The sequence below is a fragment of the Luteibacter sp. genome (genome assembly GCF_036500425.1).
Classification (GTDB): domain Bacteria; phylum Pseudomonadota; class Gammaproteobacteria; order Xanthomonadales; family Rhodanobacteraceae; genus Luteibacter.
The window spans coordinates 131,265-156,962 of sequence record NZ_DASYCB010000020.1 but is presented as its reverse complement, the minus strand read 5'-3'; the positions used below and the strand labels follow the sequence as shown (position 1 = coordinate 156,962).

Below are 25,698 nucleotides of genomic sequence, written 5' to 3'. Positions count from 1 at the left end.
GCCATGAAGTCCAGCACGATCCGCACCTTCACCACCGTGCACACCTGGACCGGCCTGCTCGCCGGCTTTGCACTGTTCATCGCGTTCTACGCCGGCGCGATCACCATGTTCCACGATCCGATCGATATCTGGGCACTGCCGAAGGCCGAGCTGGCCGATGCGCGCGTGATGGACCAGGCGGGCGCGATGATGGCCGACATCGTGGCGAAGCATCCGGCGGCGCGCGAATCGATCGGCGTGACCTATGCGGCGGGCCATCCCTCGCACGAGGTGGCGGCGTACTGGATGGAGAAGGACGGCACGTGGATGACCCAGGCGATCGATGATCCCGGTGCCCACGATGCGGAGGACCACGAGCATGGCCTCGCGGATTTCGTCTATGAGTTGCACTACGACCTCGGTATTCCCGAGATCGGCATTTACCTCATGGGTATCGTCAGCATCATCTATGGGCTGGCATTGCTGACCGGCGTGCTGATCCACCTACCCAACCTGGTGCGTGAACTTTTCGCGCTGCGCCCGGGCCATAACCTGAAGCGGTTGTGGCAGGACGCGCATAACGTGATCGGCATCCTCAGCCTGCCTTTCCATATCATCTTCGCGGTCACCGGCGCCTTGCTGTGCCTGACCCTGGTCGCGCTGATGGCGTTCAACACCGTGATCTTCGACGGCAAGCTGATGAGCGCGTTTGAGCGCATGACCAGTGCATTGCCGGATACCGCGACGATGTCCGCGACCGCGCCCAAGGCTGATGCGGAAATGAACGTCACCATGCTGCCGCCTGCGGCGCTAGGCGCTCTGGCGCGCAAGGCGGCCCTGGAGGCAGGCGCTGCCAACTTCGAGCCTGATTACATGCGTTACGTGCACTACGGCCAACCCGGTGCGGCGGCCGAAGTACGCGGCACGTCGACGAAGACCCTGGGCGAGTACGGCATGGTCGCGCTCGATGCCAGCACTGGCCGGGTCACGCACATGCAGCTCACCGGTGTGCGTGATGCAAACCATGCGACGTACTCGGCGATCTTCGGCCTGCACTTCGGCACCTTCGGCAGCCTGTCGCTGCGCTGGCTGTATTTCATCCTGGGCCTGGCCGGTGCCTTCCTGTTTTATTCGGGCAACCTGCTCTACATCGAAACCCGGCGCAAACGCCGTCAGGCGGATCAACCGCTGAAAGTGCGCGCCATGGCCACCGCGACGGTCGGCGTATGCCTCGGCAGCTGCCTGGCCATCTCGGTGACCTTCATCGCCAACCACCTGGCCCCCTATGTCGGGGCCGAGCCGACGCACGTGGTCCAGCCGGTGTGCTTCATCACCTTCTTCGCCGCGATTGCCTGGACCTTCTGGCGGCGCCCGGCCAGGGCAGCGGTGGATCTGCTCTGGGCCACGGCAGCGGCCTCGGTCGCGGTCGGCCTGCTCGACATGGCCTTGCATGGCGATCGTCTCGCCCGCACGGTAGCCGAGGGTCGCTACGATGTGCTCGGTGTCGACCTGGTCGCGATCGCGATGGGTGCCGGTTTCGGCTGGCTGGCGGTCGCCACGCGCCGTCGCGCGGTGGCCGGCGATCCGTGTAGCGTATGGGCGGCAAACGCACCGCGGGTGGCCGCTTCGACGACACCTGTGCATGATGGCTAACTGATCGAGGAGGTGGATGGTGGGCGACCCTGGCAACGAACCCCATGGCGAGCTTTCCACCCCGATCTGGACGGCCCTGGGCACCCGGCAGGCACATCTTGGCGACGCCGATGTGCTGGCCCGGCGCTATCAACCGGATGTCGCGCCGTTCGCCGCCGTGGCGGATGAGCTCCCCGCCGCGTTCGAAGCCCTGCATGGGCTGATGCGACCCGGTGAGGTCGCCGCCGTGCTTTCGCGCGAACCCGTGGCTGTGCCGCCGATCCTGCGTTCGACGACGCTGGGCGCCGTGCACCAGATGGTCGCCGACGCACACCTGGAGCAAGCCGGCTTCGACGCCGACTTCCTTGATCTCGGCGATGACGATGTCGACGAGATGATCGCGCTGACGCAACTCACCCAACCCGGCCCTTTTGTCCGCCGCACCCACGTGATGGGCCGATACATCGGCATCCGCGACAACGGCAAGCTCATCGCCATGGCCGGCGAGCGGATGCGCGTGCCGGGCTACACGGAAGTGAGCGCGGTATGCGTCGACCCGGCGTGGCGTGGCAAGGGCCTTGCCGCCTTGCTGATCAACGTGGTGCGCACCGATATCGAACGCCGCGGTGAGATCCCGTTCCTGCATGTGTTCGGTGGCAACCACTCGGCGATTGCGCTGTATGAACGGCTCGGCTTCCGCCTGAGCCGTATCTTCATGCTCAATCAGATCACCCGCGCGGATTCGACCGACGCCACCACGGGTAGGCCATTGCACGGCAACTGAGCCGCGCCCGGCGTATACAATCGAGGTTCCCGTAATCCTCGAAGCCAACGCCATGACGCACACCACGCCTTATCCCATCGGTACTCTCGGCCAGCCCTGGGGCCCCGCCGAGATCGATGCGTGGCGTGCGACGCAGGTGAAACGACGTAGCTACGCCGATGAAGTGCTTGCAGCGATCGAGCCGCTGAAGGCCTCGTACGATGTCGAGACGTACGGCGATGTCGAGTACGCCGGTGAACGCTATGCGTTCTATGCATTACGCACGCGCGCCTGGCGCGACGATCTTCCCGTGATGGTGGTAACCGGCGGCGTGCATGGTTACGAAACCAGCGGCGTACACGGCGCACTGCAGTTCCTGCGCGAGCACGGTAACGACTATGTCGGCCACGCGAACGTGCTGGTCGTACCCTGCGTGAGCCCCTGGGCCTACGAGCGCATCCACCGCTGGAACTTCGACGCGATCGATCCGAACCGCAACTTCCGCGAAGGTAGCCCGGCCGCTGAATCCGCCGCGCTCGTGCGCCTGCTTGCGCCGCTTGGCGACAAGGTCCTGATGCACATCGACCTGCACGAGACCACCGACACCGATGAATCCGAGTTTCGCCCCGCATTGTCGGCTCGCGACGGCAAGGACTACGAACCCGGCGAAGTACCGGATGGCTTCTATCTGGTCGACGACGCCGACAAGCCGCAACCGGCCTTCCAGAAAGCGGTGATCGAGGCGGTGGCTAAGGTCACCCATATCGCACCCGCCGATGCGAACGGCGAAATCATCGGTTCACCCGAGGTAGCGCACGGCGTCATCGAGTACGCGCTGAAATCGCTCGGCCTCTGCGCCGGGATCACGCCGGCGCGTTACTGCACCACCACCGAGGTGTATCCGGATAGCCCGCGGGCGACGCCGAAGGAATGCAACGACGCGCAGGTCGCGGCGGTCCGTGCGTCGATCGATTACGCGCTCGCGCATCCCGCTGGCTAAGCGAGGCGCGTCAGTCGATCAAGGCATGGCCGGCGCGTGCACATGGTGCGCACGCGCGGCGATCCACGCCAGCGCGGCAAGGCTCAACGCGATGATGATGCCGCCGTAGAGATTGATCGCGGTGAGCAAGCCGTAGTGCTGCGCGATATAACCCACGGCGATGGTCGGCAGGCTGAAGGCGAGGTAGCTCTGGATGTAGAAGGCGGCCATCAGCCGGCTCCGCTCATGCGGCTCGGCCAACGGCAGCACGCTACGCACCGCGCCGAGGAATGAGGCACCGAAGCCCGCACCGGCAACCACGGACGCGCCGATCAGGAATCCACCGGAGCCGAGCGCCGCGCCAACCAGGACAAGCACCAGGCCGCCTGCGAGCAAGAGGGCGCCGCGCTTTAACGAGCGGATCGCCGGGTGACGAAGGCCCTGCAGCACGGCGACCGCGCCACTAAGCATCAATGCTGTGACCACGAGGCCACCGATCCATGGCGACGCCGAGTGCGTCGTCTTGGCGACTAGCGATGGCATCAGCGAAAGATAAAAGCCACCCAACATCCACAGCGCGACGTTCAACGGCGTCACCGCCACCAGGGCGGGGCGGGCGCGCTCCGGTACCGCCATGTGCGGGCGAAGACTTGCCCACGCGCCCGCCTTGCTCGCCGCCGTCTCCGGCGTGGCCCGCGTCAACGCCAGGGCGAGCAGCAGCAAGCCCCCCACGACGAGGTAAACGGTTTGCAGCGGCGCAGGCGCGAGCACCACGAGCGCAGTGCTGCCCAGCGCACCCGCCGCCAGGCCGATCAAGGGGGCGAGACTGTTCACCGTGGCGCCGCGCTGGCGGTCGAGATCGAGGAGCGCCGCGGCCAGCGTCGACATACCCACGCCCGTCGCCACGCCTTGCAGCGTACGCGCGACCACAAGCCATGTCGGGCTATCCGCGCTGAAGAACACCAGCATGGCGAGGACGTCGAGGATGATCGCCGCCGCGATCACAGGACGCCGGCCGAGATGATCAGAGAGGCGACCCGCAACCAGCAGGGCGAGCAGCAACGCGAACGCGTACACCGCGAAGATCACGGTGAGCAGGGTCGGCGTGAAGTGCCATGCCGCCTGGTAGAGCCGATAGAGCGGGGTCGGTGCCGTGGACGCCGCGACAAAGCTGATCAGGGTGAAGGTATGCACGGCCAGCGGCCGGTGGATAGCGGGGGCGCTCATGGGCGTCTGCCTAAAAGCAAAGAATGCGCGTTAGTCTACGCCGCTCCGGCACTAAAGCAACTATTTAGCGTTTAGGAGTATGATAGGCAGCCATGAATGACATTGCACCCCCGAGCCCCCGCGCCACCGGCCCCCGACCGGGCGGCCGCAGCGCACGCGTGCAGGCCGCTATCCATCAGGCGGTTCGCGAACTACTGGCCGAAGGCCCGCGCGAATCCGTCACCGTGCCGGCCATCGCGACACGCGCCGGCGTGACTCCCTCGACGATCTACCGGCGCTGGGGCGATCTTTCCCAGCTCCTGGCGGACGTCGCCGTGGAACAGCTTCGGCCGGAAGGCGCACCGGTCGACACCGGAACATACCGCGGCGATCTGGCCCTATGGCTTGAGCAGTACCGGGATGAGATGTCCTCCGCCCCCGGCCGGACCATGCTGCGCGACGTGCTCAGCGTGGCGCGCGCGGAAAACACCGGTAAGTGCCTGCTCTATTGCACGACCCAGATCGACATGATCCACGAACGCGCCCTGGCACGCGGTGAGCGGCCGCTGGCGACCGCCGCGGTCATCGATGGCATCGTCGCGCCGATGATGTATCACCTGCTTTTTGCGGCGAAGACGCCTTCCGCCGCAGACGTCAGTCGCTGGCTGGATGACTTGATCGAACGGCAGGGCTGAGCTCGGACCGCAAGGCGGTGTTCGAGAGCAAGCCCCTACCGTAGGGGGTACGACGACCCTCCAGAAGGCGCCTCGGCACGGCACTTACTAGCCGTGGCAGCCATTCAAAAAGGTGAAGGAATCGCAAAGATTCGTGCTGCGCCGCAAAAGCGCGGGCAAGACCACCCAACCCTGCGAATCTAAATACTTTTTTACATAGCCATATCAAGTGGTATTGCACGTAATAACGTTTACTCGTGCACTGCAACAAGCCCTTGATTTAACAGACTTTACACGGATGATGAAAACGTTTACGTTCCGCGCCGTCGAACCCCGGTGGGGCCGGGGACGTAGGGCGAAGACCACGTGAGTGTGACTATCAAAGACGTCGCGAGGATGGCCAACGTATCGGTGGCCTCCGTTTCGCGAGCACTAAATGGGCATGGCGGGGTGACCGCGGAAACGCAAAAGCGCATCCGCGAAGTGGCCACGCGCCTGCGTTACGTACCGCATAGCGCGGCGCGCAGCCTGATCACCCGCCGCACCCAGACGATCGGCGCTTTGCTGCCCGACCTACATGGTGCGTTCTTCTCCGAATTGATCCGCGGCATCGACCTGGCCGCACGGGCCCGCGGCCTCTACCTGCTGGTCTCCAGCTCGCATGGCGATGCCACCGAAGCCGCGATCGCGCTGCGCGCCATGCAGGGTCGCGTCGATGGCCTGCTGGTGATGTCCCCGCATGCAGACGCCGCGTTCCTCGATGAGAACCTGCCGATCGTGCTGCCGACCGTGCTGATCAACAGCCATGTGCGTTCCGAGCGCCATGCGGCCCTCGATGTCGATGATTTCGGCGGCGCGAAGGTCATGGTCGAACACCTGCTCGCCAGCGGCCGCAAGCGCATCGTGTTCATCGCGGGTCCCGCGGTGAACCACGACGTCGAAGAACGCTGCCGCGGTTACCGCGAAGGCCTCGCCGCTGCGGGCCTGGGCGATACCGCCGTAGTGCTGCAGGGCGATTTCACCGAAGAATCCGGTTACCGGATGGCGAAGGAAGCGCTGGCGATGTCGCCGCGTCCCGATGCCATCTTCGCCGCGAACGACATGATGGCGATCGGCGCGCTTTCCGCGCTCGCCGACGCCGGCGTACGCGTGCCCGACGAGATCGCCGTCACCGGCTTCGACGATATCCCGATGGCGCGTTACGTCACGCCGCCACTGACCACGGTGCGCGTGCGCATCGCCGAGCTGGGCGAGGCGGCGATGGACCGCCTGGGCCGAATGATCGAAGCACCCGAGGATGCCGCGCCCGAACCGCGCGTCGTCGTCAGCACCGAACTCGTCGTACGCGCCTCCTGTGGCGCCAGCGACAAGGCAGGGCGGCGGCACTAAGCCGTCGTCGGCACTACGCGGCTTGCCGGGCCGTGGCTGGATCCCTGGACGGCGTCATTGATGGATAGCGAGAACCATCCGGTCCGCATGCGGGACGGGCGGGGGTACGTGGCAGATCGCCTTTGCAGAGTGGCGTAGACCACCGCGACACGACCACCAGGTCGACCGTCGTACCCATGCCCTGCCGGACCGGGTCATACACACAGAACAGGATTGGGAGAGAGGGGTACCATGAAAGCTTCGAAGCAGATGAAGAAGAAACTGCTGTGCGGCGTGATCGCCGCCAGCATCGCCGCGGTCGTTGCACCGACCGCCACGCTGGCGCAGACCGTCACCGCGACACTGAAGGGCAAGGCCGCGCCGGGTACGCAGGTCACCGCGTTCAACCCGCAGACGGGCCTGTCGCGCAAGGCCACCGCAGGCGCGGATGGCTCGTACATCATCAACGGCCTGCCGGCCGCGACTTACCAGGTCGACGCAGGCCCGGGCACCCAGCAGAACGTGACGCTGACTGTCGCGTCCACGGCCACGTTGAACCTGACCGCCGCAGCGGCGGCAGCACCCGCGGCTAGTGCGGCGAACGCCACCGCGATGGAAGGGGTCACCGTCAGCGCCTCGACCCTGACCGAGGTGAAGACGCCGGAAGTGGCCAAGACCATTTCGCTGCGCCAGATCCAGACCATCCCGCAGGTCTCGCGCAACTTCCTCGAGTTCGCCGATACCGTGCCGGGCATGGTCTTCAGCGTGGACGCGCAGGGCCACACCTCGCTGCGCGGCGGCGCGCAGAACGATAGCTCGGTCAATGTCTTCATCGACGGCGTGGGCCAGAAGAGTTACGTGAAAGAAGGCGGCGTGTCCGGGCAGGTCAACAGCCAGGGCAACCCGTTCCCGCAGCTCGCGATCGGCGAGTACAAGGTCATTACCTCGAACTACAAGGCCGAGTACGACCAGGTGTCGTCGGCGGCGATTACCGCCGAGACCAAGTCCGGCACGAACGAGTTCCACGGCGAAGTGTTCGATACCTACACCTCGGACAAATACCGCAGCCGCACGCCGGCTGAAGAGGATGGCGACAAGGCGCGCTCGTTCGAGAAGGAATACGGCTTCGCGCTGGGCGGCCCGATCATCAAGGACCAGATGCACTTCTTCGTGACGTTTGAGCAGAAGAAGTTCGATACGCCGATCACCGTGAGCCCGGGCTCCGACGCACCGGCCAGTGCGATCGGCCTGCTGCCGACCGCTGCACAGAATGCGTTCGGTTCCGCGAGCCTGCCGTTCGACGAGAAGCTGTACTTCGGCAAGATCGACTGGGAATTCACCGACCGCGACCGCATCGAGATCAGCACGCAGGTCCGTCGCGAAACCCAGGCCGACAACATCGGCCAGGGCCAGTCGGTCTCGCAGTCCATCTTTACCGAGAACCACGACACTCGCGGCACCTTCCGCTGGCAGCATAGTGGCGACTGGTACTTCAACGAGTTCAAGGCTTCGTACGAGAACTCGTCGAACGATCCGTTGCCGGTCAACTACGCCAACGGCCTCAATTACACGTACAAGCCGGCGAACGACGCCACGATTATCGGTATCGGCGCCGCGTCGCCGCTGGCCACGCAGATCAAGGGCCAGGAAGGTCCGATGATCTCGGACGACTTCACCTTCAACGACCTGACCTGGTACGGCGACCACGTGCTGAAGATGGGCTGGAAGTACAAGGAAGTGACCCTGCACGCGCAGGACGCCCAGAACGTGAATCCGCAGTACACCTACAGCGTGGACGATACCGGTACCGAGGCGATCCCGTACAAGATTCAGTTCTCTAACCCCGTCGCCGGCCTCAACTCGGTCTCCGAAACGAACGACAAGCAGTACGGCGCGTACCTTCAGGACGACTGGTCGGTGAATGATCACCTGACCCTGAACCTCGGCGTGCGCTGGGATAAGGAAAAGACGCCGTCGTACCTCGACTGGGTCACGCCGGAAAGCGTCGTCAACGCGTTTAACTCGCTCGATCCGAACGCCCAGGCCCTGTTCCCGGGCCAGACCTACGCGCAAACCCTGGCGAAGGGCGGCATCAACACCCAGGACTACATCAGCAACGGCAAGAACCGCCACGCCCAGAACCAGTGGGCGCCGCGCCTCGGCTTCTCGTATGACTTGTTCGCTGACGAAGAGCATGTGATCCATGGTGGCGCCGGCCGTTCGTATGACCGCAACCTCTACGATTACCTGCAGCTCGAGCAGACCAAGTCGGCGCTCCCGTACCAGCAGATCAACATCAACACGGCCAGCCATCCCTGCGTGCCGGGCGTGAACAGCTGCTTCGCGTGGGATCCGGCTTACATGAACGGCTTGCCGGTCCTCCAGGGCCTGGTGAATGGCACGAATCTGGGCCAGGAAGTCGACATCCTCAACAACGATCTGAAGGCACCGTACTCGGACCAGTTCAGCATCGGTATGTCGAACAAGCTGGGTGACTGGAACACCGACGCGACGGTGACCCGCGTGCTGTCGTATGACGGCTTCGCGTTCACCCTGGGTAACCGCTACCCGGATGGCTCGTTCTTCCAGAACGGTAGCCAACCCTGGAACAACGGTATCCCGGGCTTCGGCTCGATGATCCGCGGTGATAACGGTATCCGTACCGCTACCACCCAGGTGCTGCTGTCCGCCGACAAGCCGTACACCCGCGACTCCGGCTGGAGCGCGAACTTCGCGTACACCTACAGCCACGCCAAGCAGAACCGCGATATCAACGAGCACTACTCGTTCGACTACGGCTCGATCAGCAACTATCCGTTCATCACTTCGAACGCGGCCGCGAAACATCGTTTCGTGGCGACCGGCTCGCTGGATGGCCCGTGGGGCTTCACCTTCTCAGGCAAGCTGATCATCGCGACGCCGCTGCCCTGGAACGGCTTCGAAAGCTGCGGTACGGGGTGCTACTACTCGCAGGGTGAGTCGTCGCATCCGATCGCCGCCGTGCCGGCCGCGTCGAAATTCCTGGTGGGTGGCAAGATCTGGGGCTACCGCGAGATCGACCTGCAGGCCACGAAGGACTTTGTGGTCGACGCAAACGACCAGACCAAGTTCTACCTTCGTATCGACCTGCTCAACGTGTTCAACTGGAAGAACTTCGCGGACTACACCTCCAACTCGGGTGCAGGCGCCGTGGGCGCACCGGTCGTCTACAACAAGAACGGCAACATCACCGGTGTGCCGCGCACGGCCAAGATCACCGCCGGCTTCAAGTTCTAAACGCGTACGTGGTACGGGTGCATCCGGCTGGCATGACCGGATGCACCTCTTCGCGCCCGCGAGTCTCCCCGCGGGCGCCTTTCTATTCCTGGCCTGGTGGTTCACGCCCATGAGCAACGGCAACATTGACATCGTCATTGTCGGCGGCGGCACGGCGGGCTGGATGGCCGCGTCCGCTTTTGCGCGCACACTGAACCGGCAAGCCCGTATTCGTCTCGTCGAATCCGATGAGATCGGCATCGTGGGGGTGGGTGAAGCCACCGTTCCGCACATCAAGGCGTTCAACCAGCTGCTTGGTCTGAACGAGGCCCAGTTCGTCGCCCGCACCCAGGGCACGTTCAAGCTCGGCATCGAGTTCCGCGACTGGCGGCGTGTGGGTGACAGTTACGTCCACGGGTTTGGCACGATGGGCCACGATGTCGGCCTGCTGCCGTTCCATCAGTACTGGATCAAGGGGCGCCTGCTAGGCAAGGCAGGCGACCTGCTCGACTATTCGGTCAATACGGTGGCCGCCATGCGTGGCAAGTTCATGCCGGCACCGGTCGATGTACCCGCGAGCAATCCGCTCGGCAGCATCGCGTACGCATACCACTTCGATGCTGCGCTCTATGCGCGGTTTCTGCGCGCGTTCGCGGAAGAGCGCGGGATCCAGCGCATCGAAGGCAAGGTGCGTGAGGTGGAAACGAACCCCGAGAATGGGCATGTCACCGCGGTTCGCCTGGAAAGTGGTGAACGGGTGGCCGGTGATCTGTTCATCGATTGCACTGGCTTCCGCGGCTTGCTCATCGAGGGCACCTGCAAGTCCGGCTACGAGGACTGGAGTCAGTGGCTACCGTGCGATCGCGCCATGGCCGTGCCGTGCGCGAAAGTGGGCCCGCCCACGCCTTACACACGCTGCACGGCACGCGGTGCCGGCTGGCAGTGGCGTATTCCGCTGCAGCACCGTACGGGCAATGGTTATGTGTATTCCAGCCAGTACATCAGCGACGATGAGGCGGCGGCGACGGTGCTCGGCAACCTGGATGGCCCCGCGCTCGCGGATCCCAAGCCCCTGCGTTTCGTAACCGGCGTGCGGCGCAAGCCGTGGATCGGTAACGTCGTCTCGCTGGGGCTCGCCAGCGGCTTCATGGAGCCACTGGAATCCACGTCGATCCATATGATCCAGTCGGGCATTTCACGCCTGCTGCAGCTATTGCCAGCGACCGGCGATATCGATCCGGTCCTCGTGGAACGCTACAACGAACAGGCCCGTTTTGAGGCTGAGCGCATCCGCGACTTCCTCGTTCTGCACTACAAGGCAACCGAGCGCGACGACACGCCGTTCTGGAACCACTGCCGGAATATGCCGATCCCCGGGTCCCTGCAGGCGAACATTGACCTGTTTCGCCATAGCGGCCGCTTTTTCCGCAATGCCGAAGAGATGTTCGCGGTGGTCAGCTGGGTCCAGGTCATGATCGGCCAGGGGATCATGCCGACCGGCTACCACCCCTTGGTGGACCAGATGCCGGAGGAAGATCTCCTACGGTTCCTCGCCGGCGTGCGTGAGGTCGTCGCGAAGAACGTCGATCTCATGCCGGCCCACGAGCAGTTCATCGCACGGGAATGCCCCGCCCCTCAGGTCACGGTATGACCAGGGGATTCGCCATGGACAGCGGGGGTGGCTCCCCGTATGGTTTTGGCTTCGACGAAGGCCCCCCAGGGGCCTTATTCTGGCCTCGCGACGTAAACGTTTACGCAGGCGCCGTCCCCACGACGACCGCGTTAGCCTCACTGATCCAGGGAACACCTCCATGAAAGCCTCCACGATCAAGCGCCTTACCCTCGCCCTTGCCACCCTGCTGGCCTGCGCCGCACCGCTGGCCATGGCCCGCGAGAGCACGAAGGCCGCCAAGGCCAAACCCGCCGTCGCCGCGATGCCTTCGAAGGACCTGCACCCCGTCCCACCGATGATCGCCGACCTGGAAAAGCGCACCTTCCAGTGGTTCTGGGATAGCGCCAACCCGGACAACGGCCTGATCCCCGATCACTATCCGACCGATTCCTTCGCTTCGATCGCCTCCGTCGGCTTCGGCCTGACCGCGTATGGCGTCGGCGTGGAGCGCGGCTATATCACCCGTGACCAGGCCATCGATCGCACCCTGACCACGCTGAAGTTCTTCAACGATTCGACGCAGAACGATTCCGAAGACGGCGCCACCGGCTACCACGGTTTCTACTACCACTTCCTCGACATGAAGACCGGCAAGCGCTTTGCGCGCTGGGTGGAAGTGTCGTCGGTGGATACCACCCTGCTGCTCGGCGGCGTGCTGTTCTCGCAGAGCTACTTCGACCACGACACGCCGAAGGAAAAGGAAATCCGTGACCTGGCCGACCAGATCTACCGGCGCGTGGACTGGACCTGGCTGCAGCACAACGCACCGCTGATCAGCATGGGCTGGACCCCCGGCGGCAAGATGATTCCGCATGACTGGCAGGGCTATAACGAAGGCATGCTCGTCTACATCCTGGCGCTGGGCTCGCCCACGCACCCGGTGGGCGAGGATGCCTGGGCGGCCTGGACCAAGACCTATGACAAGACCTGGGGCGAGTTCCACGGCCAGACCTTCCTGAACTTCGCGCCGCTGTTCGGCCACCAGTTCAGCCACACCTGGGTTGATTTCCGCGGTATCGAGGATGCCTGGAACCGCGAGAAGGGCCTGGATTACTTCGAGAACAGCCGCCGCGCTACGTACTCGCAACAGGCCTACGCGATCGCCAACCCTGGTGGCTGGACCGGTTACGGCAAGAACATCTGGGGCCTCTCCGCCTCGAACGGCCCGGGCGGCCTGATCATCAGGCAGGGCGACAAGGAACGCACATTCCAGGGTTACACCGCCCGCGGCGCCGGCCTTGACTACATCTCGGACGATGGCACGATCGTACCCATGGCTGCCGGTGGCTCCATCGCCTTTGCACCGGAGATCGTGATCCCGGCGCTCGAAGAAATGAAGAAGAAGTACGGCCAGTACATCTATTCGAAGTACGGCTTCGTCGACGCATTTAACCTCAGCTTCGATACGCGCACCGACCTGCGCACCGGCCAGTTGGTGCCGGGCTTCGGCTGGGCCGATACCGTGCACCTCGGCATCGACCAGGGCCCGATCGTGCTCATGATCGAGAACTACCGCAGCGAGTTCGTCTGGAACGTGATGAAGAAGAACCCGTACATCCGCAAAGGCCTGCAGCGTGCTGGTTTCACCGGTGGCTGGCTGGATGCCGAGACGGCTACCAGCCTGTGGTGACTGGCGTCGCCCGCCTTGGCGTGATCGCCGCGCTGGCTTTCGCCTGCGCGGCGTTGTCCTCATGTGCGAAGGAAGCGGCGGGCACGCGGACGCTTGAGTTCTGGACGATCGGCCGCGAAGGCGAAGCCGTTCTGAAGTTGTTGCCCGAGTTCGAGCGTGAGCACCCCGGCCTGCATGTCGCGGTACAACAACTGCCGTTGACCGCCGCGCATCAGAAGCTGCTGACCGCCTACGCGGGCGATTCCACGCCGGACATCACCCAGCTCGGCAATACGTGGATTCCCGAGATGGTGGCACTCGGCGCGCTCGAGCCGCTGGATGCGCGCGTCCGCGCTTCGAAGGTGGTCGACGAGAAAGACTATTTCCCGGCGATCTGGTCCACGAACGTCATCGATGGCACGCTGTATGGCGTGCCCTGGTACGTGGATACGCGCCTGCTGTTCTACCGCAAGGACCTGCTCGCCAAAGCGGGCTACGACCACCCGCCGCGTGACTGGGCCGAGTGGCAGGCGATGATGGCGAAGCTGGCCCAGCCGCGGGGCAAGGCCTATGGCGTGCTGCTACCGACCAACGAGTTCGAGCAGTTGCTCGCGCTGGCTCTCCAACAGCCTGAGCCGCTGCTGCGTGACGGCGGCCGCTACGGCAACTTCCAGAGTGCCGGCTTCAAGAAGGCGCTGGCCTTCTATGTCTCGTTGTTCAAGGAACAGCAGGCGCCGATGATGACCAATGTCGGCATCGGCAACCCGTGGGCGGCGTTTGGCCAGGGCTTCTATGCGTTCTATCTCTCCGGGCCATGGAACATCGGCGAATTCCGTAAGCGCCTGCCGCCGGAACAGCAGGGCGACTGGGGCACGACGCCGCTGCCCGGTCCCGATGGCCCGGGTGCGTCGAACGCCGGCGGCTCGAGCCTCGTGATCTACCGCGCGTCGAAGCACAAAGACGATGCGTGGGCCCTGGTCGAATTCCTCTCGCGCCCCGACATCCAGGAGCGCTTCTACCAGATCCTCGGCGACATGCCGCCACGCCGCTCGTCGTGGAGCGCGCCCGCGCTGCGTGATGATGACAAGGCCACGGCGTTCCGTGACCAGCTGGAGCGGGTGAAGGCCACGCCGCCGGTAGCGGAGTGGGAACGCATTGTCACCGAGATGCAGCTGGTCGCCGCCCAGGCCGCGCATGGCGATCTCACGATCGACCAGGCCGCAGCGGAGATCAACCGCCGCGCCGATCGCCTCCTCGAGAAGCGCCGCTGGATGCTCGACCACGGCCACAAGGCATCGCCATGAAGACCTCCCGCGCCGCCTGGCTTTTCATCACGCCCGCACTGATCATCCTCGGCCTGTTCTTCCTGCTGCCTGTGGTCGCGGCGCTGGTTCTGTCGGTCACCGATTTCGATCTGTACGCCCTGGCCGATATCCGCAACCTGCGTTTCGTGGCGCTACAGAATTACTGGTCGCTATTGCAGCGCCCGCTATTCTGGTCGGCGCTCGGCCATACCGTGTACTTCGTGGCCGTCGGCGTGCCGCTCTCGCTGTTCGCCTCGCTCGGTGCGGCCATGCTGCTCAATTCGCCACTGGCCCGGTTCAAACCGTTCTTTCGCACGGCCTTGTTTGCGCCGGTGGTGACGACGGTCGTGGCGGTCGCGGTGATCTGGCGTTACCTGTTCAACACCAAGTACGGCCTGATCAACTACGTGCTCGATTCGATGCACTTCCCGACCGTTGACTGGCTTGGCGATCCCCACTGGGCGATGCCGACGATCATCCTGTTCGCGGTGTGGAAGAACTTCGGTTACAACATGATCATCTTCATGGCTGGCCTGCAGGCGATCCCGGGCGATCTCTACGAGGCCGCGCGCATCGATGGCGCATCGCCGTGGGCGCAGTTCCGCCACATCACGCTGCCGATGCTCAAGCCGACGATGCTGATGGTCAGCATCCTTACGGTGTCGGGTTACTTCCAGCTGTTCGCGGAGCCTTACGTGATGACGGAAGGAGGCCCGCTGCAAAGCACAACCTCGGTGCTGTACCTGATGTACGAAGAAGGCTTCAAGTGGTGGAACCTCGGCTCGGCCTCGGCCGTGGCCTTCATCCTGTTCGTGATCATGTTCGCGGTGACCGCTGCGATGCTTCGCTTGTCGAAGCGGGGAGAGCCGGCATGAGCCCGCGCATGGCCAAGGCCATCATCAACGGCCTGCTGTTCGCCGCGGCGGCCATCGCCATCGCGCCGCTGCTGTACATGGTGTCGGTGTCGTTCATGACCCAGGGTGAGGCGAGCGCCTTGCCGCCGCCGATCTTCCCCACGCATGCCACGCTGGATAACTACCGCCAGCTGTTCATGAACGCCGGCATGGGCCGTTACCTGTTCAACAGCCTGCTTATTTCCACCGCGATCACGCTGATCTCGCTGGCGTTCAACCTGATGGCCGGCTACGCCTTTGCAAAGCTCGAGTTCAAGGGCCGCGCGCGCCTGTTCCAGCTGCTGCTCGGTGCGCTGGTGATCCCGGCGCAGGTCGCCATGCTGCCGTTGTTCCTGTTGCTGAAATACATGGGCCTGGTGAACACCTATGGCGCGGTGATCGTGCCCGCGCTGGCCACGATCTTTGGCATCTTCCTGGTGCGCCAGTACGCGAGCGGCATCCCCGATGACCTGATGGAAGCCGCGCGCATCGATGGTGCCGGCGAGTTCCGGATCTTCGCGACCATCATCATGCCGCTGCTGAAGCCGATCATGGTGACGCTCGCGATCTTCACCTTCCTCGCCGCGTGGAACGATTTCATGTGGCCGCTGATCGCGCTGACCGGCCAGGAACACTACACGCTGCCGATCGCGTTGGCTTCGCTCTCACGCGAACACGTGCAGGACAGCGAGCTGATGATGGCCGGCTCGGTCGTCACGATCCTCCCTGTGCTGGTTTTATTCCTCGCGCTGCAGCGCTACTACCTCGAAGGCCTCCTGCTAGGCAGCGTCAAAGGCTAACCCATGATGGCGAAACACCCGCGCAAGATCGCGACAGCACCTTGTAGGAGCGCGCTTGCGCGCGATATCTTTCGCGAGAAAGCAAGAGGCCCTGCGGCGGTGAGGCGAAAGTGGTCGGGCGCAAGCGCGCTCCTACAGGGGTTGCTGTTTCTTGTGGCGGGCGCTTCGCAGGCGACTACGCTCGATGCCTTCGACTCCACTTCAGGCTGGCAGGCGACGCATACTGATGATGTCTCCGCATCGCGGCATGCGGTCCCGGGCACGAAGGGGCAAGCCGTATGCCTCGCCTTCGACTTCAACGGCGTCTCGGGTGCGGCGTCGATCAAGAAGACGCTGCCCATCGACTTCCCCGACGGTTTCGCGCTTAGCTTCGACGTTCGCGGGGACATGCCTGCAAACACACTGCAGCTAAAGCTGATCGATGACAGCGGCGATAACGTCTGGTGGTACCAGAAGGCCGCTTTCGTTCCCTCCAAGCCATGGCAGACCATTAAAGCCAGCAGCCGGCAGGTCGAGTTCGCCTGGGGGCCGACCAAAGACCGCACCTTGCGCCATACGCGTGAGGTGGAGTTCGTGGTGTACAAAGAGGCCCAACCGAACAGCGGGCCTGACAAAGGCGAGGTGTGTTTCGACAACCTCACCCTGGTACCCCAAAAGCCCGAAGCCGTACCGGTGCCACCGCCGACGCCGAATGCGGTGTTTGAACAGCGCGCGAAGGCGGTTCGTCGTGGCTTGTATCCCCGCGGATTCTCCGGCGAGCAATCGTACTGGACGATTGTCGGGGTGGATGGCGGGAGCCGCGATTCGGCGCTGATGTCCGAAGATGGCGCGGTCGAGATCGTGCGTGGTGGCTTCTCGATCGAGCCGTTCCTGATCGAGCAGGGCAAGCTGGTCACCTGGGCGGACGTGGCCACCACGCAGTCGCTGCGAGATCGCTACCTCCCGATCCCTTCGGTGACGTGGCAGAAAGACGGCCTTGGCCTGAGGACCACGGCGTTTGCGCAGGGAAAACCGGGCGCTTCGCAACTGGTTCTTTCCTACCGCATATACAACGAGAGCGACGCGGCGCGTGATGTGACGCTGATGCTGGCCGCGCGGCCGTTTCAGGTGAATCCACCGACGCAGTTTCTTAATGCGCCCGGTGGGATCGCGACGATTCGTGATCTTGCCTGGGATGGGAAGGCGCTGACGGTCGATGGGGCGCGCAAGGTTGTTCCGTTGCAAAAGACCGATGCGGTCATTGGGTCGGTGAATGAGCCGGCGATGTTGATGGAGCGGGTGGAGGGTCGGGAGGCACTTGGGGGGCTTTCGCTAGCACCCATCGCGCGCAAGCGCGCTCCTGCCATGGAGGTGGTGGGGCTGCATGATGGGTCGGGATTTGCGCAGGGTGCGTTTGTGTATCCGGTGCATGTGCCGGCGCATGGGCATGTGGATCTTGGCCTTGTGGTACCCGTGAAGCAGGATGATGTGGTGAGTGTGCCCGGCGATGTGTCGGCATGGTTGTCTTCGCATGAGGATGCGGTGGCGGCGGAGTGGCGCGATAAGCTCGATCGGGTGGATATACGCGTGCCTCCGGCGGTGCAGCCGATCGTCGATACGATGAAGAGTGGTGTCGCGCAGATCCTTATCTCGCGCGATGGCCCTGCCTTGCAGCCGGGGACGCGCTCGTACTCGCGCACCTGGGTACGTGACGGCGCCATGATGCTCGAAGGGCTGCTGCGCACCGGCCATGACGACGTGGCCCGTGACTTCATTCGCTGGTACGCGCCGCACCAGTTTTCGAATGGGAAAGTGCCGTGCTGTGTCGACGCGCGTGGCTCCGATCCCGTGCCGGAGAACGACAGCCATGGCGAGCTGATCTTCAGCGTCGCAGAACTGTGGCGCTATACACACGACCGAGCGACGGTGGACGCGTTGTATCCCCATGTACGCAGGGCCGTGACCTATATGGATGGGTTGTGTGCCAGCGAACGCGTGCCAGCGCGGCTGAAGGGTCCGGATCGAGCGCTGTACGGTTTGATGCCGGCATCGATCAGCCACGAAGGGTATTCGGCGAAGCCGATGCATTCGTACTGGGATGACTTCTGGGCCCTGAAGGGTTACGACGACGCGGCGGAGCTGGCCTCGGCACTCGGCCATGCCGATGATGCGTCATCGTTCGGTGCCTCACGCGATCAATTCCGCGATGATCTGCATGCCTCTATCGCGGCCGCCGTTAAGGCGAAGGGCCTTAGCTTCATCCCCGGCTCGGCCGAGCTGGGTGATTTCGATGCGACATCCACGACGATCGCGCTTTCACCCGGCGGCGAAGGCTCGCGGCTTCCCAAGGCGTTGGTCGACGGCACGTTTGAGAAGTACTGGCAGACCTTCGTTGCACGGCGCGATGGCAAGGTGGCGTGGGAGGACTACACCCCCTACGAACTGCGCACCATCGCAACCTTTGTGCGCCTGGGCTGGCGTGACCGCGTCAACGACCTGATCGTGTTCTTCTTTGCCGACCGGCGGCCCGCTGCATGGAACCAGTGGGCCGAAGTCGTCGGTCACGACCCCCGCAAGCCGCGCTTCGTAGGCGACATGCCGCACGCCTGGATCGCCTCGGATTACGTTCGCTCCGCGCTCGATCTGTTCGCCTACGAGCGCGAGGCCGACCAGGCCATGGTCCTGGCCGCCGGCGTGCAACCGGCGTGGCTCGCGGGCGAGGGCATCACCCTCCACGACCTGCGCACGCCCTACGGGCGCCTCGGCTACACGCTGAAAGCGAAGCGTGGGAAAGCGGTGCTGACCCTCACCCAGCCGATCGATCCACCCGGTGGCCTGGTGCTCTCGCTACCCTCTGGCGAAACAAAGATCGCCAAGGGCAAGACGACGATAGAAATCCCCCTGTAGGAGCGCGCTTGCGCGCGATGGGGGCTTGCGGCACAACCGATCGCGCGCAAGCGTGCTCCTACAGATCAATGGGTTATGACGCGGGTGCGCAGTAGCGCGTCGACGGCCTGCTGCCATTCGGGGGAACCCGGGGCGGCCTGCGGGGCTTCCTCGCCCAGCTTGGCGTTCACAGCCTGATCCCAGGCGGGAGTGTTCAGCTGCGGGCCGTGGCCGTCGTCGCTGACGGCCAGGGTCTTGTCGACCCAGGCATACCATTCGGGCGTACCGAGGGCGGCCGGGCCAGGTGCGGCACGGCCAGGAGCGGCCTCCGCATCCGGGCTTGCCGGCGTGGCCGACGTGCTGGCAGAGGCCGGCGCAGCCGCCTGCGGCGCCGGTGGAGCGGACGGCGAACAGGCGGCGATGATCAGGGCGGCCGTTAAGGGCGCGACGGTGAGGAAAAAGCGCATGGGCGATGACGACCTGGCGAATGCGGATGGTGCCAAGCCTACAAACCCTTTCCGGTCCTCCACTTAAACGCCCAAGGGAACTTCTTCATCCTGTTCAGCTTCATCCCGTCTCACGTAGGAGCGCGTTTGCGCGCGATGGGGTTATCGCGAGCACCTGTCGCGCGCAAGCGCGCTCCTACAGGGTGGTTAGAACTTGCCGGCGCGGTAGTCGGCGATGGCCTCGTGGATCTGGGCTGGGGTATTCATCACGAACGGGCCGTAGCGGGCGACCGGCTCGTTCAGCGGCTTGCCGGCGACGAGGAGGACCCGTGCGGGCTCCGCGGCGGCCAGGGCCACCTTCTCCCCGGTCGACAGCACGGCCAGCTCACCCCGGGCCAGCGACTGGCCAGCCACGTTGACTGCCTTACCGTCGAAAACGTAAGCAAAGGCGCTGTGGCCCTCGGGAAGCGCCAGCTCGAACTGCGCACCCGCCCCCAGGGTGATATCCAGATACACCGGCTCCGTGGCGATCCCGGAAACCGGGCCTTTCGCACCGGCCAGCTCGCCGGCCACCACCTTCACCGTGACACCGGCGACCGGTTGCACGACCGGGATATCGGCGGGCGGGATGTCCTGGTAACGCGGCGCGGTCATCTTGTCCGCGGCCGGGAGGTTCACCCACAGCTGGAAGCCCCACATGAGGCCTTCTTCCTGCTGCGGCATCTCCGAGTGGGTCAGGCCGCTACCCGCGGTCATCCACTGCACGCTACCGGGGCCGAGGTCGCCGGTGTTGCCCTGGTTATCACCGTGGCGCATACGCCCGGCGAGCATATAGGTCACGGTTTCAAACCCGCGGTGCGGATGATCGGGGAAGCCTTCGATGTAGTCGCCGGCCTCGTCCGAGCGGAACTCGTCGAGCATGAGGAAGGGATCCAGCATGTCGAGGGCAGGCTGGCCGATCACGCGCTTGAGCTTTACGCCGGCGCCATCGGAGGTATCCATGCCGCGGACGCGGCGGACAATGCTTCGGTAGGTCATGGTGGGCTCCGGTTCGTTCGTTGAAGCGCACAAGATGGCGCTTCCGTTGGCGGCCGGGAAGACTCGTGCGGTGAACGATGCGTTCCGGGGCGACCTGTCGCGCGCAAGCGCGCTCCTACAGGGCGGGGGCATCGCGGGCGATGCGCGCAGGGCCACGCTGCGGGGACGTTGTAGGAGCGCGCTTGCGCGCGATTCCCGGCCCCTCAGCCCTTCAGTGCACCCAATGGCCCGCACGGTGGCGCGGCGGGTGTTCATCGCCGTCAACGCGCGGTTGCGCCATCGACGCCAACTCTTCGGGCTTCGGCGGGTTATCCAGCCAGTACGTGCCGACGGCGCTCAGCACCTGCGGCAACTGACCCAGGCACTCGTCGTATTCCTCGTCGGTGAGCTTTTCGAACTCGGCGTCGGCCTGCAGCACACCTTCATCCACGGCCAGGGCCATGATCGGGCCGAGCAGCTGCATCAACTCCGGGTCTTCGGCCAGGCGTGCCTCCCAAAGCGCCGCGCGCATGTCGATGCCGCGACTGAAACCTTCGCACCAGCCGGCGGCGGAAAGCATCGGGCCTTCTTCCGTGTCGATTTCGCCGAGGATCGGCTCGTAGGCGTCAACATCGAGCTCGACGTTGACGGAATCGCTCAACTTGGCCAGCAGCGCCAGCACACGGTTGCCCTGGTCCTCATCCTCGAACGCGTCGTGGAGCACTTCGTGCAGCCACTCTTCCGGCTTTACCTCAAGCGGGCCCACCACCACGGCCGAGAGCAGCCCATGCACGCCATCGAGCATGAGATCGCCATCGTTACCGTGCACGCGCAGGTACGTATCGAGCTCTTCCAGTTCCTTGTCGTCCAGGGAGCTGGGCCAGTCGGATTTGGGTACGTTCAAAGCGTTAACTCCAGCGCGACGGGCGCGTGGTCGGACGGTTGCTCCCACTTCCGCGGTGCCTTGTCGATGATGGACGAGGTGGCCACGGCCTTGAGGGCATCGCTGATCAGGATAAGGTCGATCCGCAGCCCCATGTTGCGCCGGAACGCGGCCTGGCGGTAGTCCCACCAGCTGAAGAGACCGGCTTCCTCGGAGAACATGCGGAAGCTATCGTGCAGGCCGATATCGAGGATGGCCTGCAGGGCTGCACGTTCGGGGGGTGAGCAGAAAATATCCTCGCCCCATGCGACAGGATCATAGACATCACGGTCGTCGCGGCAGATGTTGAAATCGCCGAGCACCACCAGCTTCGGATGCTTCGCCACTTCCTGCGCGATGAAGGCGCGGACATGTTTCAGCCAGTGCAGCTTGTAGGTGTACTTCTCGTCGTCCAGTGCCTTGCCGTTCACGACGTAGAGATTGATCACGCGCACATCGCCGACGGTAGCCGCCAGGATGCGCCGTTGTGGATCGTCCAGGCCCTCGATATCGGTCACGACATCGGAGAGTTCGTCCTTTGCGAGAATCGCCACGCCGTTGTAGGTCTTCTGCCCCGAGTACACCACGCGATAACCCATGGCGGCGATCTCATCGACAGGGAACTTGTCGTCGGTGAGCTTGGTTTCCTGCAGCGCCACGATGTCCGGCGCGGCCTCACCCAGCCACTGCTGGAGATGGGGCAGGCGGACTTTCAGCGAATTGACGTTCCACGACGCGATCTTCATGGGCCCATTGTAATGGAAACCTGCGTGACCACCCGGCGTCACGCAGGTTTCCGGCCCCCGTCAGGCCAGGCCGTAGCTCTTCAGCAGGGCCTCGGGCTCGGGCGTGCGGCCACGGAAGGCCGTGAACGAGGCCAGGGCGGGACGGGTGGCGCCGACGGCGAGCACTTCTTTCCGGAAGCGCTCCCCCGTCGCACGGTCAAGGACACCTGCGGCTTCAAAGGGTTCGAAGGCATCGGCCGAAAGCACTTCGGCCCACAGGTAGCTGTAATAACCGGCCGAATAGCCGCCGGCAAAGATGTGGGTGAACGCATGCGGGAAACGCTGCCACACCGGCGGATGGAGAACGGAAACCTCCTTGCGCACCTCTTCCAGCACCTCCATGGGCCGCGCGCCCTTCACCGGGTCGTATTCCAGGTGCAGGCGGAAATCGAACAGGCCGAATTCCAGCTGGCGGACGAGGAACATGCCGGTATGGAAGTGGCGCGCCTTGAGCATGCGCTCATAGAGTTCGTCGGGCAGTGCTTCACCTGTCTGGTAATGCTTCGCAAACAGTCCCAGGGCGTCGCGATCCCATGCGAAGTTCTCCATGAACTGGCTGGGCAACTCCACCGCATCCCATTCCACGCCCTCGATGCCACCCACCGAGGGGATATCCACCTCGGTCAGCATGTGGTGCAGCCCATGACCGAATTCGTGGAACAGCGTCAGCACGTCATCGTGAGTAAGCAGGGCCGGCGCGCCATCGGTCGGCGGCGGGAAGTTGCAGGTCAGGAAGGCGACCGGCAATTGCACGCGATCCCCATCGCGGAAGCGCGCTTCGCACACATCCATCCAGGCGCCGCCGCGCTTACCCGACCGCGCATACAGATCCACGTAGGCACCGGCGAATACGCTGCCATCGGCATTGCTGAGGTCGTAATAGCAGACGTCCTTGTTCCAGGTATCCACGTCCTTGCGCTGGGTGAACGTGACGCCGTACAGGCGCTCGACCACGTCGAACAGGCCTTGCACGACCTGCAAGGCCGGGAAATACGGCTTCAGCTGTTCTTCGTCCAGCGCATAGCGCTCCTGGCGCAAGCGTTCGGCGGCAAAACCTACGTCCCATGGTTCCAGGTTGTCGATCTTCAGCGTTTCCGTGGCGAAGCGGCGGAGTTCGGCCAGCTCTTCGCGAGCACGCGGACGCGCCTTGGCGGCGAGGTCACGCAGGAACGCGAGCACCTCTTCCGGTGAGGCGGCCATCTTCGTCGCCAGTGACTCTTCCGCGGCGTTCGCGAAGCCGAGCAGCTGCGCGGCTTCGTGGCGCAGGGCGACGATCTTTTCGATGCGTTCGGAGTTGTCGAACTTGCCCTTGTTCGGGCCCTGGTCCGAGGCACGCGTCTGGTACGCGTAGTACACATCGAAACGCAGGTCGCGGTTTTCCGCGTAGGTAAGCACCGCCTGCACGCTGGGCTGTTTCAGCGTCACCAGGAAGCCATCGAGATTTTCCTCGCGCGCATATTCACGCAAGACGGCGCGGCCAGAGGCGGGAACCCCGGCGAGGTCGCGCTCGTCCGTGATGTGCTTGTGCCACGCCTCGCTCGCATCGAGCACGGCGTTTGAGAACTCGGTGGTCAGGCGCGAGAGTTCCACGCCGATCTCGCGGAAACGCGTACGCGCGGGCTCTTCGAGCGCCACGCCGGAAAGGCGGAAATCACGCAGGGCATGCTCAACCGCGGCGCGTGCGGCCACGGGCAGGCCGGCGAAGTCGCTGCGATCGGCGACCGCCTGGGTCGCGGCGTACAGCTCACGGTTCTGGCCCACTTCCATGCCGTGCTCGGTCAGCTTTTCTTCGGCAGCGCCGTGGACCTTGCGTAGCGCTTCGCTATCGGCCACGGAATGCAGGTGGCTTACCGGCGACCAGGCGCGCGACATCGCCTGGTCCAGGCGTTCCTGGGCCAGGATCACGTGTGCGAAGTCTCGCGGCGTGCCTGCGGCGGTGATTTCGTCGATGCCGGCGCGCTCGTTAGCGATCAGCCGGTCGATCGCGGGTTCGACATGCTCCGGCCGGATCGCCGAAAACGCCGGCAGCTCGCCGCTGGGGTCCAGAAGGGGGTTGGTGGTGCTATCCATGGGTGTCTCCTCGTTCGACACCCAGCGTGGTGCTCTCGCGAGTCCAAATCAAGCGGCGCAGCGTCAAACCGCTGGCCGGCCGCCCAAGCCCCATGTAGGAGCGCGCTTGCGCGCGACCGACCTAGCCGGGCTCCGCCAGGTACACGTCCTTCAACTTCACGTAATTAGCCGCCGAGTAATAAAGCTGCGCAACCTGCACGTCACTCAGCAAGCGCACCATTTTCGCCGGGTTACCGACCCACAGCTCGCGCTCGCCAACCACTTTGCCGGGAGGCACCACGGCCCCGGCGGCGACAAAGGCGTTCTTCTTCACGATAGCGCCGTCGAGCACCGTGGCGTGCATGCCGATGAGGCAGGCATCCTCGATGGTGCAGGCATGGATCACCGCACCGTGGCCGATGGTGACGTCCGCACCGATCAGCGTGGGAAAGCCGCCTGGGGTATACGGACCATCGTGGGTGACGTGGATGACCGCACCGTCCTGGAGGTTGCTGCGGGCACCTATGCGGATATGGTGCACGTCGCCACGGGCCACGGCGCCGGGCCAGATCGATGCATCGTCGGCCAGTTCGACATCGCCGATGACCGTGGCGGCCGGATCGACATACACGCGGGCGCCAAGGCGCGGAAGGGTGCCCTTGAAAGGGCGGATGTTATGAGCCATGCCGGTAGTGTAGCCCGCGCGTTAGATGGCTACTGGAACTTGCCGCCAATGATGCGACCGGTACTGTCCCATTCCGGGAAGTAGCGGCTGTTGTTCATCCGGAAATCCATGGTGGTGATCGAGTCGGGCATCACCAGCTGGACATCGGGATAGGCGGCCTGGAAATCACGGGCGTTTGGCCGGGTAGCGATAAAGGCGTCGAAGGCCTTCATGTCGGTGACATAGCCCTTGACCGGGGCGGGCGCGGATGGCGCGGAGGCCGGGGCGGTCTGGCACGCGCTGAGCGCGGCGCCGCCGAGGATGGCCATGAAAAACAGTGTGCCGATGCGGGACATGGGGCAGGCTCCTTGCCTTGGGGGAGCGCAGATCATAGGCCAGTGCCACGTCACAGATCATGAACCAGTACCCGGCGGGGAGAACCCGCCGGGTACGACCCGCCCTGCTTAGTGGAAGGTGCCGGTGACGATACGCTCGCGCTTCTCGTCGTAGCGAGGGTACAGGCGGCTATTATCCGTGCGGATTTCGGCGGTGGTGATGTCACGCGGGCCGACCACGTAGGTGCAGGAAAGGGCGATGCGCGCCTGCTCCAGGGTCGGCTTGTGCTTTTGCAGGTACTGGAGCATCGCTTCCGGTTTGGCACGGTCGCAAACGAAAGGACCGGCGGTAGCGGAAGCAACGGCCGGACCGGCGCCCGCGATGAGGGCCAGCAGGCCAAGTACGTTACGTTTCATGGGTAGGCTCCTTGCCTTGGTGTCAGTGTGCCCTTCATGGGACACCAGCGCAGGATGCTACTGA

21 protein-coding genes are annotated in these 25,698 nt (G+C 64.3%); 12 read left to right on the top strand and 9 right to left on the bottom strand.

All coding sequences use genetic code 11. The annotated features are described in order from the left end of the window. Positions 1–3 precede the first annotated feature (3 nt). Genes VGN46_RS04950 through VGN46_RS04940 form a run of 3 tightly spaced genes read left to right on the top strand, consistent with a single transcriptional unit; the run spans position 4 to position 3,374 of the window. On the top strand, positions 4–1,632 hold the full coding sequence (locus VGN46_RS04950; RefSeq protein ID WP_331641250.1) for a PepSY-associated TM helix domain-containing protein: 1,629 nt from the start codon (positions 4–6) through the stop codon (positions 1,630–1,632). Positions 1,633–1,648: 16 nt separating this feature from the next. Further along, positions 1,649–2,395, top strand: a complete 747-nt coding sequence (locus VGN46_RS04945; protein WP_331641248.1) for a GNAT family N-acetyltransferase — start codon at positions 1,649–1,651, stop codon at positions 2,393–2,395. Positions 2,396–2,447: 52 nt separating this feature from the next. Continuing rightward, positions 2,448–3,374, top strand: coding sequence for a M14 family metallocarboxypeptidase (locus tag VGN46_RS04940; protein ID WP_331641246.1), 927 nt, complete (start codon positions 2,448–2,450; stop codon positions 3,372–3,374). Between the two features lie 18 nt (positions 3,375–3,392). On the opposite strand, the gene VGN46_RS04935 is transcribed toward VGN46_RS04940, so the two are convergent. Further along, entirely contained in the window at positions 3,393–4,580 is a 1,188-nt protein-coding gene (locus VGN46_RS04935; protein ID WP_331641244.1) for an MFS transporter, read from the bottom strand. Between the two features lie 92 nt (positions 4,581–4,672). Between VGN46_RS04935 and VGN46_RS04930 the strand changes: the two genes are divergently transcribed. The 9 genes from VGN46_RS04930 to VGN46_RS04890 all read left to right on the top strand — a co-directional run bounded on the left by VGN46_RS04930 (position 4,673) and on the right by VGN46_RS04890 (position 19,020). Beyond that, on the top strand, positions 4,673–5,254 hold the full coding sequence (locus VGN46_RS04930; protein WP_331641242.1) for a TetR/AcrR family transcriptional regulator: 582 nt from the start codon (positions 4,673–4,675) through the stop codon (positions 5,252–5,254). A 345-nt stretch (positions 5,255–5,599) separates the two neighbouring features. Further along, positions 5,600–6,622, top strand: coding sequence for a LacI family DNA-binding transcriptional regulator (locus VGN46_RS04925; RefSeq protein WP_331641240.1), 1,023 nt, complete (start codon positions 5,600–5,602; stop codon positions 6,620–6,622). A 231-nt stretch (positions 6,623–6,853) separates the two neighbouring features. Beyond that, positions 6,854–9,877 carry a TonB-dependent receptor gene (locus tag VGN46_RS04920; RefSeq protein WP_331641238.1) on the top strand — a complete coding sequence of 1,008 codons (3,024 nt, stop codon included), beginning with the start codon at positions 6,854–6,856 and terminating at the stop codon, positions 9,875–9,877. A 109-nt stretch (positions 9,878–9,986) separates the two neighbouring features. Continuing rightward, positions 9,987–11,507, top strand: a complete 1,521-nt coding sequence (locus tag VGN46_RS04915; RefSeq protein ID WP_331641236.1) for a tryptophan halogenase family protein — start codon at positions 9,987–9,989, stop codon at positions 11,505–11,507. Positions 11,508–11,667: 160 nt separating this feature from the next. Next, positions 11,668–13,158, top strand: a complete 1,491-nt coding sequence (locus VGN46_RS04910) for a glucoamylase family protein (protein ID WP_414675222.1) — start codon at positions 11,668–11,670, stop codon at positions 13,156–13,158. Beyond that, positions 13,155–14,441 (top strand): sugar ABC transporter substrate-binding protein, encoded by a 1,287-nt coding sequence (locus VGN46_RS04905; protein ID WP_414675221.1) that lies wholly within the window; start codon positions 13,155–13,157, stop codon positions 14,439–14,441. Before VGN46_RS04910 ends, VGN46_RS04905 begins: the two co-directional genes overlap by 4 nt. Continuing rightward, positions 14,438–15,316: a sugar ABC transporter permease gene (locus VGN46_RS04900; RefSeq protein WP_331641234.1), complete on the top strand. Its 879-nt coding sequence runs from the start codon at positions 14,438–14,440 to the stop codon at positions 15,314–15,316. The genes VGN46_RS04905 and VGN46_RS04900 overlap by 4 nt, the downstream gene beginning before the upstream one ends. Then, positions 15,313–16,134 carry a carbohydrate ABC transporter permease gene (locus VGN46_RS04895; protein ID WP_331641232.1) on the top strand — a complete coding sequence of 274 codons (822 nt, stop codon included), beginning with the start codon at positions 15,313–15,315 and terminating at the stop codon, positions 16,132–16,134. Before VGN46_RS04900 ends, VGN46_RS04895 begins: the two co-directional genes overlap by 4 nt. A gap of 153 nt (positions 16,135–16,287) precedes the next feature. Further along, on the top strand, positions 16,288–19,020 hold the full coding sequence (locus tag VGN46_RS04890) for a discoidin domain-containing protein (RefSeq protein WP_331641230.1): 2,733 nt from the start codon (positions 16,288–16,290) through the stop codon (positions 19,018–19,020). 65 nt (positions 19,021–19,085) lie between these two features. On the opposite strand, the gene VGN46_RS04885 is transcribed toward VGN46_RS04890, so the two are convergent. From VGN46_RS04885 to VGN46_RS04850, 8 genes are all read right to left on the bottom strand, one after another. Further along, complete coding sequence (locus VGN46_RS04885) at positions 19,086–19,502, bottom strand: hypothetical protein (RefSeq protein WP_331641228.1); 417 nt, start codon at positions 19,500–19,502, stop codon at positions 19,086–19,088. 150 nt (positions 19,503–19,652) lie between these two features. Further along, positions 19,653–20,483: a pirin family protein gene (locus VGN46_RS04880; protein WP_331641226.1), complete on the bottom strand. Its 831-nt coding sequence runs from the start codon at positions 20,481–20,483 to the stop codon at positions 19,653–19,655. 211 nt (positions 20,484–20,694) lie between these two features. Next, the gene (locus VGN46_RS04875) at positions 20,695–21,366 is read right to left on the bottom strand and encodes a YecA family protein (RefSeq protein ID WP_331641224.1); all 672 of its coding nucleotides are present in this window, start codon (positions 21,364–21,366) and stop codon (positions 20,695–20,697) included. Continuing rightward, positions 21,363–22,130: an exodeoxyribonuclease III gene (gene xth, locus VGN46_RS04870; protein ID WP_331641222.1), complete on the bottom strand. Its 768-nt coding sequence runs from the start codon at positions 22,128–22,130 to the stop codon at positions 21,363–21,365. Before xth ends, VGN46_RS04875 begins: the two co-directional genes overlap by 4 nt. A 60-nt stretch (positions 22,131–22,190) precedes the next feature. After that, positions 22,191–24,239 (bottom strand): M3 family metallopeptidase, encoded by a 2,049-nt coding sequence (locus tag VGN46_RS04865; protein WP_331641220.1) that lies wholly within the window; start codon positions 24,237–24,239, stop codon positions 22,191–22,193. 121 nt (positions 24,240–24,360) lie between these two features. Continuing rightward, the gene (locus VGN46_RS04860; protein ID WP_331641218.1) at positions 24,361–24,903 is read right to left on the bottom strand and encodes a gamma carbonic anhydrase family protein; all 543 of its coding nucleotides are present in this window, start codon (positions 24,901–24,903) and stop codon (positions 24,361–24,363) included. Positions 24,904–24,932: 29 nt separating this feature from the next. After that, on the bottom strand, positions 24,933–25,238 hold the full coding sequence (locus VGN46_RS04855; protein ID WP_331641216.1) for a hypothetical protein: 306 nt from the start codon (positions 25,236–25,238) through the stop codon (positions 24,933–24,935). Between the two features lie 108 nt (positions 25,239–25,346). After that, positions 25,347–25,634: a hypothetical protein gene (locus tag VGN46_RS04850; protein WP_331641214.1), complete on the bottom strand. Its 288-nt coding sequence runs from the start codon at positions 25,632–25,634 to the stop codon at positions 25,347–25,349. Between the last annotated feature and the right edge of the window lie 64 nt (positions 25,635–25,698).